This window comes from Tenacibaculum litoreum, from assembly GCF_964513915.1.
In the GTDB taxonomy this organism is placed as follows: Bacteria; Bacteroidota; Bacteroidia; order Flavobacteriales; family Flavobacteriaceae; genus Polaribacter; species Polaribacter litoreum.
Genome location: NZ_CAZEQS010000002.1, coordinates 355,462 through 368,071, shown reverse-complemented (window position 1 = coordinate 368,071; position 12,610 = coordinate 355,462). Strand labels below are relative to the sequence as shown.

Here is a 12,610-nt window from a genome sequence, read left to right as displayed (position 1 = left end):
ATCAAAAGTAAGGAATTAATCTTTAACTTTTATTTGCTAATTGCCCACAAGCCGCATCAATATCTTTTCCTCTAGAACGACGCACATTTACCACAATATCATTCATTTCAAGATTAGATATATAATTGTTTAAAGCTCTATCTGATGCTTGTTGAAACTCTCCATCATCTATAGGATTATATTCAATTAAATTGACTTTGCACGGAACATATTTACAGAACTGTACCAACGCATCAATATCTTCTTTTCGATCGTTAATTCCATTCCAAACAACGTACTCATACGTTATTTTTCGTCTAGTTTTTTCATACCAATACTCCAAAGACTCTTTTAAATCTTTTAATGGAAAAGTAGCATTGAATGGCATAATAGATGTTCGAACCTCATCTATAGCTGAGTGTAATGAAACTGCTAAATTAAAACGCACTTCATCATCTGCCATTTTTTTAATCATTTTAGGTACACCAGAAGTTGACACCGTAATTCTACGAGCTGCCATTCCCAAGCCCTCTTCTGAAGTTATTTTACCAATAGCTTTAATTACATTGTTGTAATTCATTAAAGGCTCTCCCATTCCCATAAAAACAATATTTGATAGTTTATGGTTATGGTATAGTCTACTTTGTTTGTCAATTGCTACAACTTGATCGTAGATTTCATCTGCATTCAAATTACGCATACGTTTTAAACGAGCTGTTGCACAAAATTTACAATCTAAACTACAACCTACTTGACTAGACACACAAGCTGTGGTACGTTTTTCAGTAGGAATTAAAACAGATTCTACAATTAACCCATCATGGAGTTTAATTGCATTTTTAATTGTACCATCATTACTACGTTGCATTGTATCAACTTCTATATGATTGATTACAAAGTTCTCGTCAAGCATTTTTCTTGTTGCTTTAGATAAACTTGTCATATCATCAAACGAATGTGCTGCTTTATGCCATAACCATTCATATACTTGGTTACCTCGAAAGGCTTTATCTCCGTTTTCAACAAAAAAATCACGGAGTTGTTCCTTAGTTAATGCACGTATGTCTTTCTTCTTTACTTTCATCAGGTACAAAAATACACAAAACCTCACAAGTAACTTGTGAGGTTTTGTTAATGGTTAAAAAACTATTTTATAAAATTAACATCGCATCTCCGTACGAGTAAAATTTATATTTTTCTTTAATTGCTTCTTTGTATGCTTCCATAACAAAATCGTGTCCTGCAAATGCAGATACCATCATTAACAATGTAGATTTTGGCGTGTGGAAATTCGTCACCATACAATTAGCTATGCTAAAATCATATGGAGGAAAAATAAACTTGTTAGTCCATCCTTCAAAAGCATTTAATTGGTTACTTGAAGATACTGATGATTCAATAGTTCTCATCACTGTAGTACCTACTGCACACACTTTTTTCTTGCTAGCAATAGCATTATTTACCATATCTGCACTGACTTGTGGAATAATAATTTGCTCAGAATCCATTTTGTGCTTTGATAAATCTTCAACCTCAACCGGATTAAAAGTACCTAAACCTACATGCAAAGTTGTTTCTGCAAAGTCTACTCCTTTAATTTCTAAACGTTTCATTAAGTGTTTAGAGAAGTGTAATCCTGCTGTTGGTGCTGCTACTGCCCCTTCATGCTTAGCAAAAATAGTTTGGTAACGATCTTCATCTTCTGGCTCTACCTCACGTTTTATGTATTTTGGTAATGGAGTTTCTCCTAACTCGATTAATTTCTTTCTAAATTCATCATAAGGACCATCAAATAAGAAACGTAATGTTCTACCACGTGAAGTAGTATTATCAATAACTTCAGCTACTAAACTTTCATCGTCTCCAAAGAATAATTTATTACCTATTCTTATTTTTCTTGCTGGATCTACTAATACATCCCACAAACGATTTTCAGCATTTAACTCACGTAATAAAAATACTTCAATACGAGCTCCTGTTTTCTCCTTGTTTCCGTACATACGGGCTGGAAAAACTTTCGTATTGTTTAACATCATTACATCTCCTTCATCAAAATAATCGATTAAATCTTTAAATAGTTTATGCTCGATTTTTTGTGTGTCACGGTGCAATACCATTAATCGTGCTTCATCTCTGTGCTCTGAAGGATATTCTGCCAATAATTCTTTTGGCAATTCAAAATTAAAATTTGATAATTTCATTTGTAAAATTTTCTTAACGATGGCAAATATACAATTTCAACATAGGGGTTGTCAAGCGATTGCCCTATTATTTTATGGTAACATTCTGAATTCCTACACTAAGCATATCTTTCCAGAAATTTCTATAAGATTTAGTTACTACTTCTGCCTCTAAAACTCCTAAAGAAACTTTTAAAGCTAGCGGAGCAAATGCCATTGCCATTCGATGATCATTATAAGTAGCTATTTGAATATTCTCTTTAATTTTTAAAGATGGTTTTAAGTGTAAACTTTCATTAGTGACTGAAATATCTGCTCCTAATTTTGTTAACTCTTCACGTAATGCTTCTAAACGATCAGTTTCTTTAATTTTTAATGTGTGTAACCCTGTTAAATCACAAGCAATGCCTAAACCAAAACAAGTAACTGCTATGGTTTGCGCTATATCTGGTGCATTTTTTAAATCTTCTTTTAATACTGCTGAACTATGTTCTTTTTCTTTCGTTAAAAGAATTGAGTTTTCTTTAAAAGTAGTCGTCACTCCAAAATGCTTATAAATTTCTTCCAAGCAACTATCTCCTTGCAAACTGTCTTTTTTATAAGCCGATAATTTCACAGAAGAACCAACTTTACTCAATGCTATAATCGAATAAAAATAAGAAGCTGAACTCCAATCAGACTCTACTACAATTGTTTGTTTCTCTACTGTTGATTTAGGTTTTATTTTAATAACCTGCCCTTCAAATTTAGCTTCAACTTCTAATTGAGCTAATAATTGTAAAGTCATATTGATATAGGGAACCGATGTGATTTTTCCTACTAACTCAATTTTAAGCCCTTTTTCTAAGCTTGGAGCAATTAGCATTAATGCTGAAATGTATTGACTACTTACATTTCCATTAATTGAAACTTTCTCTTTTGTTAGTTTTCTTCCCGATATTTTAAGTGGTGGATATCCTTCTTTTTCTACATATTCTATATCTGCTCCTAAATCATGAAGCGCATTAACCAAAATTTCAATTGGTCGATTATGCATTCGGTCTGATCCTTGCAATACTTTTGTAACACCTTCTTGTGTTGCAAAAAAAGCAGTTAGAAAACGCATAGCAGTTCCTGCATGTCCAATGTCTGCAATCGTATTATCAGAAGTTAACGCTCCTTGTAAATGATGTGTATCATCAGAGTTTGATAAATTTTCTATCTGTAAATCTGGATATAATTGCTGTAAAATCAACAATCTATTTGATTCACTTTTTGACCCTGAAATGGTTATATGAGTACCTGAATTAAAATCTTCAGTTTTTAATCTTAAATCCATAAAAAACTACTTCGTTTTTTTATTTACAATGTATATGCTATAAATAAGTGCGATTACAATCTTGCTCAACCAAAAACGAATCCACTGTTTATTTGCAAAGTGCACATTGTATACTGTTTCAAAGTCTGCTGAAAAAACAGCCCCTCCCGTTTTAAACAATAAAGAAAAAACAGCTACGATTATTAAAAATGGGGTTCCTACTTTTAAAACATTAATCCAAAAATTTCCTTTTTGTATATTTTTAATGAGACTCATTTATTGTAGTTTTTTGTTACTATGATGACGATCGTGATCTCTTTTAGTTTTAATATCTAGCTTCTTATCAAAGGCTTCTTGTAAATTTACGCCTGTTTGGTTCGCTAAACACAACACTACAAACATTACATCGGCCAATTCTTCACCTAAATCTTTGTTTTTATCACTTTCTTTTTCACTTTGTTCTCCATAACGACGCGCAATAATTCGAGCTACTTCTCCAACTTCTTCTGTTAGTTGCGCCATATTTGTTAACTCGTTAAAGTAACGAACTCCGTGATTTTTAATCCAATCATCTACTTGTTTTTGTGCGTCTTGTATATTCATGTTTTCTGCTTTCTTATTAAATATTCAAAGATAAAAACTTCTATTTCTTAATTGATTCGCCAAGGCGGATTTTTTCTGTGTTCTCCTGCTTTAAACAGAATTAATCTGTTACCATCTGGATCTAACAAATGGGCTTCTCTCCATAACCATGTTTGATCTTTGGGTAATTGGGTGAATTGAATTCCTTTTTCTTGTAATTCCCCTACTAATTCATCTAAATTCTCATCTTCAAAATACAATGTAATTCCTTCTCCTTTAGGTAACTTCTCTACTTGATGAATTGAGAAGGTTGCATCTCCATCAGGTACTTCAAATCGGACATATCTAGGACTTGCATCTACAATAAGATGCAAGCCTAGTTTTTTATAAAATAGTACAGATGCATTTACATCTATAGACGGAATTGTTACTTGATTTAAGTTCATGCGATTACTTTTTCTCTTTTAACAATTCGTACTAACATTAATAAAAATAACACTCCAATCCCCGATAATACAATCATAAAATTCCATGTATTATCAAATCCAATATTATCTATTAATTGCATTCCTGAATTGTGTCCAAATATGTGTGACATAGAAAATGCAATACTATAATATGCCATGTATTCTCCTTGATTTCCTTTTTTTGCTCGCTCCATCACAAAGGCATTTGAAAAAGGAAATGCGATCATCTCTCCTATTGTCATCAGTAACATTCCTACAATTAAAATTCCTACCCAACCGGTTAAGTTAATTACAACAAAACTTAATCCTGTTAATAGTAAACCAAAAAACATTAAAAACTCTTTGGTATACTTACTTTCTTCCAACCATTTAATAAGTGGCATTTCTAACAAGAAGATAAAGAATCCGTTAAGCCCCATTAATAAGCCTATTTCTAACTCAGTTAAATGATGAACATCTTTGTAATATAAAGGCATTGTTGAGAAGTATTGCAAGAAGATAAATCCGAAAATGAACATCCCTACAAAAAATACCCAAAAAGCCTTATCTGAGAATACTGATTGCGGATTTTCTACTTTTGTTTCATCTAAAGCTTTTGCTTTCTTAGGGTTTAATACATTCACCAGTAAAACAGTTGCTAAAATACAAGTAACTCCATCTACCCAAAACAGCCCACTATAATCCAGTGAGGTTATAATTAATCCACCAACCGCAGGACCTGCTGAGAAACCTAAGTTAATTGCTAAACGAATTAGCGTTACCGAACGTGTTTTATTTTCTGGTTTGCTGTAAGTACTTAACGCAACAAACATAGCTGGTCTAAACGTATCTGCTACTAACATTACTAAGAAAATGCCAATACAGAAACCTGCAAAGGTATTTACAAACTGTAAGGCTATAAAAAGTAACCCCGTCAAAAACAAGCTTGTCTTCATTACTTTATAAAAACCTATTTTATCGGTTAACTTACCTCCTAACCAAGATCCCAATACAGACCCTAACCCGAAACAAGTCATAATCCAACCCACATCTTTTAAAGTAAAGTGTAGGCTTTTAGTTAGGTACAATGATAAAAACGGAATCACCATGGTTCCTGCTCTGTTTATCAATGTTATTAATGAAAGCCACCAAACTTCGTTTGAGAGCCCTTTAAAGGTGTTTAAATAGTTAAAGTATAGTTTTTTCATATGGTTAAAGTTTGGTTGTTCTTACTAGTTATAAAAGTAAAAAGTCCGACTTTTCAGTCGGACTTTTTGTAATCATTATATTTTATATAAACATAGTTATAATACATACATCGCCCGATCGTTTCTGTGTCTTACCACAGTCGACTTACATTGCTTATATGTATTAAAAATTGTCATTATTATTTCTTGATTGAGCTGTAAAACTAGTAAAAAAATAAATATACCAACAAAAAAAGTTTTAAATAATTTCGTAAAGTGTAGGTTTACTAGGTGTAGCATCGTTTTCAAATGGCGCTACCATCAAGTTTAAAAAATAGGTTCCGTCTTTTATTTTATTGGATACATATATAAATTCTGTTATGGTTGCCTGCATTCTAATTTCTCCTTGTGTATTCCAAAAAGCATTATGTGCTAACAATTTTCCACCGTCTTTTTCTTTGTCTACCGATGGTAAATCAATTAGTAAATGTTCTATTCCTTTTTCTTTTAAGTATACAGCAGCTTCTTCTAACAAATAAGTTGGATTTGTATTTGAATAACGCATCGATTTTTTGTCTGATAGGTTCGGTAAGGTTCTTATTACAATTGCATCTCGCTTTTTGTTTCCTAAAACATTTTGTAATTGTTTTTTTGAAATTACAAAGTCCTTATTTTTTAACTGTTCTGGAGCAATAGTCACCACTTCTGCTAAGAAGAAAAATTTTGATAGTTCTTTGTTTACTGAATAAACTTCTTCTGTAATATGCCCCACACATTCGGTATGTGTAATATGTGAGTGCGGATTAAACTGGATATTATTAAAGTTTACATCAGCTCCTTGTTGTACACTTCCAATCCAATTGCCATCAGAAACAGGAAAAATTTTAGGATCATCTAAATACCAAGCATTTACATTTTCTTTTGAGGTATCAATGGCTATTGAAATGTCTAGTGGTTTTGATAAATCTATTTTGTACTTTCTTGAGTTGTATTCAATTGTTGCTATCATACTCAAATATACCTAAATTATGAATAACTCACTAGCCAATCCATCTGCTAAGAACTTTCCTTTTTCTGTAGTCTTCAAAACTTCATTTGTAATGACTAATAGCCCTTGATTAATAAACTTCTCAGCATTTTTAAGGAGATTTTTTCTAAATTCTTCCCCGAAATCCTCCTCAATTTTCTCTAACGACACTCCCCAAATGGTTCTTAATCCTGTCATTAAATATTCATTAAACTGATCTTTCTTTGTAAGTTCTTCTTGTTCTAAAGGGAGTTCTCCCTCTTGGATTGCTTTGATATATTTTGCATTGTTAGCTACATTCCAACTACGATGTGTTTTATTAAACGAATGTGCTGACGGGCCAATTCCAATATATTTTTTACCTAACCAATAACTGGTATTGTGTTTTGAAAAATAGTTCGGTTTTCCAAAGTTGGAAATTTCGTAGTGAACAAATCCATTTTTAGCGGTTTCTGCTACCAGAATATCAAAATGTTCTTTGGCTACAGCTTCCTCTACATCTGGGTATTTCCCTTGCTTGATAAACGAATCTAACGCTGTTTTAGGCTCTACCGTTAACGCATATGATGAAATATGATTGATACCGAAATCAAAAGCTATTTGCAGATTTTCTCTCCAACGTTCATTACTCATATTCGGAACTCCGTAAATCAAATCAATAGTAATATTATCAAAACTGCCAGTGGCAGCTGACAGACATTTTTTTGCTTCTTGTGCATTATGGGCGCGGTTCATTAACTGCAAATCTTCTTCAAAAAAAGATTGAATTCCAATACTTAAACGGTTAACAGGAGTTTTAGATAATTCAATAATTTTTTCTTCTGATAAATCATCTGGATTTGCTTCTAAGGTAATTTCTGGATTTGATACTACTGTATAGTTCTGATAAACAGTATCTATCAACAATTGTAATTCTTCAATCGACAATAAACTCGGTGTTCCTCCTCCAAAATAGATGGTTTCTATTTCTTCGTGTTGTAGTTCTTCCTTTCGAAATTCTAGCTCTTTCACCAAACAAGAAACTAACTCCTCTTTCTTTTTTAAAGATGTAGAAAAGTGAAAATCGCAATAGTAGCACGCTTGCTTACAAAATGGGATATGTAGATAAATTCCTGCCAAATCAGTTATCAGTTATCAGTTATCAGTTATCAAGATTATTTATTAATTCTTGTTTTCTTTAAAATTGAAAATAAAATTTTAGCTATTTCATCAGCTTTTTCAAACAACTCCTCATACTCACCTATTCTTAACTCTTCACTATCTTTTAACAAAGACAACCAATATTTAGTTTCTAAACATTCTTTATAAGCTATTGAAATTTTTGCTGAAAAATCTGCTTTAGAAATTGCTCCATTTGCTTCTACAATATTTGCTCCAACAGAGGTTCCACTTCTCAATACTTGTTTAGATAATACAAACTCTTTGTTTATAGTCATTAAGCTCTTACTTAATTTTATAATAGAGAGCGCAAAATCGTACGATTTATTTTGAAGTGGGTTATTCTCTAATTTCATAGCTATAAATTAATAATTTGTTACTGTTAATTGAGCATTGATAAAATTAGTTTTTGATTTTTTTCGGGTTCTGTTTTACAAACGCTGCCCAACCTGTATAGTTCTTACCTCCTACTTTAGTTCCTGAATTATAGTAGTGACATACGGCAGCTGCCAAACCATCAGTAGCATCTAAATTTTTAGGCAACTCTTTTAAGTTTAATAGCGATTTTAGCATTAACGCTACTTGTTCTTTACTAGAGGTACCTTTTCCTGTAATTGCCATTTTAATTTTCTTAGGTGCATACTCCGTTACAGGAATTTGACGTGACAATCCTGCTGCCATGGCTACTCCTTGTGCACGTCCTAGTTTTAACATGGATTGTACATTTTTACCAAAAAAAGGAGCTTCTAACGCTATTTCATCTGGATGATAGGTATCAATCAACTCAATAGTACGTTCAAAAATGATTTTCAACTTTAGGTAATGATCATCATATTTTTTTAAAAGTAATTCATTCATTTGAACAAATTCCATCTTTTTCCCTACTACCTTTATAATTCCGAACCCCATAATAGAGGTTCCTGGGTCAATACCTAATATAATTTTTTCTGTCTTCAAACTCTCGTTTATTTAACTTCTAAAGAAGTAAATTTAAATGTGTTCCCATCAAACAATCCTTTGTCAGATAGTTTTAAGGATGGAATTACCAACAACGCCATAAAAGATAAGGTCATATACGGAGCTCGTAACTTACTACCTAGTTGTTTTGCCATGGCATCCAATTCTGCATAAGCTTTTCCTATTTCAACCGCTGGTTTATCTGACATAATTCCTGCTACAGGAAGCGGAACTACTTTTTCTTCAGAAGATGTTACAGCACAAACTCCTCCTCTATTCTCGATTAGTAAGTTTACCGCCTTACAAATTAATTCATCTGAAACTCCAACTGCGATAATATTGTGAGAATCATGACCTACTGAACTCGCTATTGCTCCTTCTTTCAATCCGAAATTTTTAATAAAAGCTATCGAAGGTTCCGCATTTTGATAACGGTTCACTACTGTCATTTTCAATACATCTTTCTCTACATCTGAAACTAAATTTCCGTCTTTTATTAACGAATCTGCTTCTATTTCATTTGTTACTAATTCTCCATCCAAAGCCTCAATAACTCGAATCTTTTCAGACGTTGAATGAAACTCAAAATCAACAACGTTTTTTTTATCAGTATCAAAATTATTCAACACTTCAAAATCTACATGCTCTACAAATGATTTTCCATTTTCAGCCACTAATTCACCATTAATGTATGTTTGGAGTACTTCAAACTTTTGCAAGTCTTTTACTATAATAAAATCGGCATCATCTCCTTCGTTTAACGTCCCTACATCAAGATTATAATGTTTTACTGGATTGATACAAGCTGCTTGTAATACTTTAAACACATCCATTCCTTTTGCTACTGCACGCTCACATAACTGATTGATATGCCCTAATAACAAATCATCTGGATGTTTGTCATCCGAACAGAACATCATATTCTCATAATATTCAGGGAGTAGATTTATCAATGCTTCAAAGTTTTTTGCGGCACTTCCTTCTCGAATGATTACTTTCATTCCTTTTTGAAGTTTTTCTAAACCTTCTTCATACGTAAAACATTCGTGGTCTGTATAAATTCCTGCTGCTATGTACTTATCTAAATCTTCTCCTCTTAGTCCTGGTGCATGTCCATCCACTGGCTTGTTGTAGTGTTTTGCCCAAGCTATTTTTTTTAGCACTTCTTCATCTTGATAAATAACTCCCGGGTAATTCATCATTTCTGCTAAATATTTGATATCAGGATTCTGCATCATCTTTTTGATGTCTTCTGAATCAATTACCGCTCCGGCACTTTCAAAAGAAGTTGCTGGCACACAAGATGGAGCACCAAAATTGAATTTTAACGGAACTTTTTTTCCGTTTTCAATCATAAAATCAACTCCTTTTACACCCAATACATTGGCTATTTCATGCGGATCAGATACAGTTGCCACAGTACCATGTGTTACAGCTATTTTAGCAAATTCCGATGGCACTAGCATTGAACTTTCAATATGAATATGAGCATCTATAAACCCAGGTAAAATATAGTTTTCTTCAGCATGGTCTACTTCTTTTATTTTTGTAATCTTTCCTGCTTCAACCTCAACTTCTCCTTTGAAAATTCTTTTGTTTTTTATATCGACTATATTTCCCTGTACAATCATGCTAAAATTTATTTATTGCTAAAATACTGAGTATTTTTCATAAAAAAAGCATCCGTAACGGATGCTTTCTTGGTATTTATTTTTTTTAAAGGTTACGCTATTGGTCCTCCTTTAATAATTTCCTCGCTTGCCATTTCTTCAAACTGAGCAAAATTCTTTCTAAATGAATTCGCTAACTCCATAGCTTTTGCATCATAAGCATCTTTGTCTGCCCATGTTTGCTTTGGATTTAACACTTCATCAGGAACATTATCACAAGTAGTTGGCATTGATAATCCAAAAATTGGATGTTGTACAAATTCAACATTTTCTAAATTACCTTGTAAAGCTTCAGTAATCATAGCACGAGTGTACTTTAATTTCATTCTGCTACCAGTACCGTAAGCACCACCTGTCCATCCAGTATTAATTAACCAAACGTTCACACCTGCTTCTTGCATTTTCTTGCTTAACATTTCAGCGTAACGTGTTGGGTGTAATGGCATAAATGGAGCTCCAAAACAAGCTGAAAAACTTGGTAATGGCTCGTTAATTCCTGCTTCTGTACCTGCTACTTTTGCTGTATATCCAGAAATAAAATGATATGCTGCTTGACCAGGTGTTAATTTAGATATCGGAGGCAATACACCAAAAGCATCTGCTGTTAAAAAGAAGATATTCTTTGGATTTGCACCTTTAGATGGTTTTTGAATATTTTCAATGTGATAAATAGGATAACTTACACGAGTGTTTTGTGTAATTGATGTATCATGAAAATCTACATTCCCTTTATCATCCATCACAATATTTTCAAGGATTGCTCCTCTTTTAATTGCTCCGTAAATCTCTGGTTCTTTCTCTTGAGATAAGTCGATTACTTTTGCATAACATCCTCCTTCAAAATTGAAGATTGTGTTTTCAGCAGTCCAACCATGCTCATCATCACCAATTAAACTACGATTTGGATCGGTAGATAAGGTCGTTTTACCTGTTCCTGATAATCCGAAGAAAATAGCAGTATCTCCATCTTTACCAACATTTGCAGAACAGTGCATTGGTAATGTGTTTTTAAATACTGGTAAAATAAAGTTCAACGCAGAGAAAATACCTTTTTTAATTTCTCCTGTGTATCCTGTACCTCCAATTAATGCTACTTTTCTAGTAAAGTTTAAGATAGCAAAGTTGTGTTGACGTGTTCCATCTACTTCTGGATCTGCCATAAAACCTGGAGCGTTTACTACTGTCCATTCTGGAGAAAAGTTTTTTAATTCCTCAGCTGTTGGACGTAAAAACATGTTGTATGCAAACATGTTACTCCAAGGATATTCGTTTACAACACGAATATTTAACTTGTAATCTTCATCTGCACATGCATAACTATCACGTACAAATACCTCTTTGTTTGATAAATAGTTAGTTACTTTATCGTATAGCTTGTCAAATTTTTCTGAATCGAAAGGAATGTTAATATCTCCCCACCAAACTTGGTCTTTAGTTATATCGTCTTTAACGATAAAACGATCCATTGGAGAACGACCTGTGAACTCACCTGTTTTAACAGCTAATGCTCCAAAACTGGTTTCTACTCCTTGTTCTTTTTCAATAGTGATGTCGTGTAACTCGTCTGAAGTTAATTGATAACGAACCGTAGCGTCTTTTATGCCTAAGTTATCTAACGATATCGTTTTCGTATCAAGATTTGTCATCTTAAAAGATTTTAGTTGTGTTTAATTTTGGACAAAAATAGTTCTTTTTGATTAAAAAGATGAATCATACAAAGATTTTATCAACTTTAACTTTTAATAACTTTTTTAAAAAAGCTATATGTTAATAGGCTCCAACCCACGATTAATAGTATTCCTCCTAAAGGTGTTATAAACCAAATTGCTTTTGCTGGAACATTCGCTAGGTAAATTAGATAAATTGATCCTGAAAACAATAAAATTCCGGCTATTAAAAAATAGCTAATCCTGTTCTTTTCTTTGTTAGTAAACCCAGTAAACATGTTTACAAAAAGTAATAATAGCACATGAAAAAACTGATAACGTACAGCGGTTTCAAAACTCTCTAAAGCTTCTGGTGTTAATCTTGTTTTTAAAGCGTGAGCTCCGAAGGCTCCTAAAATAACAGCAATTACTCCTAAAATCCCTGCTATTGTTAAATTTTTATACATTATCTCAGTTTTTG

Annotated in this window: 14 protein-coding genes; all 14 read right to left on the bottom strand. The window is 32.7% G+C overall.

The window, feature by feature from the left end:
- Positions 1–22: 22 nt before the first annotated feature.
- Entirely contained in the window at positions 23–1,063 is a 1,041-nt protein-coding gene (gene rlmN / locus ACKTTR_RS02995) for a 23S rRNA (adenine(2503)-C(2))-methyltransferase RlmN (protein WP_408026458.1), read from the bottom strand.
- Positions 1,064–1,130: 67 nt separating this feature from the next.
- Positions 1,131–2,180 (bottom strand): tRNA preQ1(34) S-adenosylmethionine ribosyltransferase-isomerase QueA, encoded by a 1,050-nt coding sequence (gene queA, locus ACKTTR_RS02990; RefSeq protein ID WP_408026457.1) that lies wholly within the window; start codon positions 2,178–2,180, stop codon positions 1,131–1,133.
- A gap of 67 nt (positions 2,181–2,247) precedes the next feature.
- A complete protein-coding gene (locus tag ACKTTR_RS02985) occupies positions 2,248–3,477 on the bottom strand; it encodes a 3-phosphoshikimate 1-carboxyvinyltransferase (protein ID WP_408026456.1) in 1,230 nt (409 codons plus the stop codon).
- A 6-nt stretch (positions 3,478–3,483) separates the two neighbouring features.
- The gene (locus ACKTTR_RS02980) at positions 3,484–3,732 is read right to left on the bottom strand and encodes a hypothetical protein (protein WP_408026455.1); all 249 of its coding nucleotides are present in this window, start codon (positions 3,730–3,732) and stop codon (positions 3,484–3,486) included.
- The gene (locus ACKTTR_RS02975) at positions 3,733–4,059 is read right to left on the bottom strand and encodes a nucleotide pyrophosphohydrolase (RefSeq protein ID WP_408026454.1); all 327 of its coding nucleotides are present in this window, start codon (positions 4,057–4,059) and stop codon (positions 3,733–3,735) included.
- A 47-nt stretch (positions 4,060–4,106) separates the two neighbouring features.
- The gene (locus ACKTTR_RS02970; protein WP_408026453.1) at positions 4,107–4,484 is read right to left on the bottom strand and encodes a VOC family protein; all 378 of its coding nucleotides are present in this window, start codon (positions 4,482–4,484) and stop codon (positions 4,107–4,109) included.
- Positions 4,481–5,692 carry an MDR family MFS transporter gene (locus ACKTTR_RS02965; RefSeq protein WP_408026452.1) on the bottom strand — a complete coding sequence of 404 codons (1,212 nt, stop codon included), beginning with the start codon at positions 5,690–5,692 and terminating at the stop codon, positions 4,481–4,483. Before ACKTTR_RS02965 ends, ACKTTR_RS02970 begins: the two co-directional genes overlap by 4 nt.
- Before the next feature lie 238 nt (positions 5,693–5,930).
- On the bottom strand, positions 5,931–6,680 hold the full coding sequence (locus ACKTTR_RS02960) for a cyclase family protein (RefSeq protein WP_408026451.1): 750 nt from the start codon (positions 6,678–6,680) through the stop codon (positions 5,931–5,933).
- 12 nt (positions 6,681–6,692) lie between these two features.
- Positions 6,693–7,817: a radical SAM family heme chaperone HemW gene (gene hemW, locus ACKTTR_RS02955; protein WP_408026450.1), complete on the bottom strand. Its 1,125-nt coding sequence runs from the start codon at positions 7,815–7,817 to the stop codon at positions 6,693–6,695.
- Positions 7,818–7,852: 35 nt separating this feature from the next.
- A complete protein-coding gene (locus ACKTTR_RS02950) occupies positions 7,853–8,212 on the bottom strand; it encodes a four helix bundle protein (protein WP_408026449.1) in 360 nt (119 codons plus the stop codon).
- Between the two features lie 46 nt (positions 8,213–8,258).
- Positions 8,259–8,813 (bottom strand): crossover junction endodeoxyribonuclease RuvC, encoded by a 555-nt coding sequence (gene ruvC / locus ACKTTR_RS02945; protein ID WP_133534773.1) that lies wholly within the window; start codon positions 8,811–8,813, stop codon positions 8,259–8,261.
- Positions 8,814–8,821: 8 nt separating this feature from the next.
- Entirely contained in the window at positions 8,822–10,444 is a 1,623-nt protein-coding gene (ade, locus tag ACKTTR_RS02940; RefSeq protein WP_408026448.1) for an adenine deaminase, read from the bottom strand.
- 92 nt (positions 10,445–10,536) lie between these two features.
- Positions 10,537–12,129, bottom strand: coding sequence for a phosphoenolpyruvate carboxykinase (ATP) (pckA, locus tag ACKTTR_RS02935; protein ID WP_408026447.1), 1,593 nt, complete (start codon positions 12,127–12,129; stop codon positions 10,537–10,539).
- A gap of 86 nt (positions 12,130–12,215) precedes the next feature.
- Complete coding sequence (locus tag ACKTTR_RS02930) at positions 12,216–12,596, bottom strand: DUF423 domain-containing protein (protein WP_408026446.1); 381 nt, start codon at positions 12,594–12,596, stop codon at positions 12,216–12,218.
- Positions 12,597–12,610 lie beyond the last annotated feature (14 nt).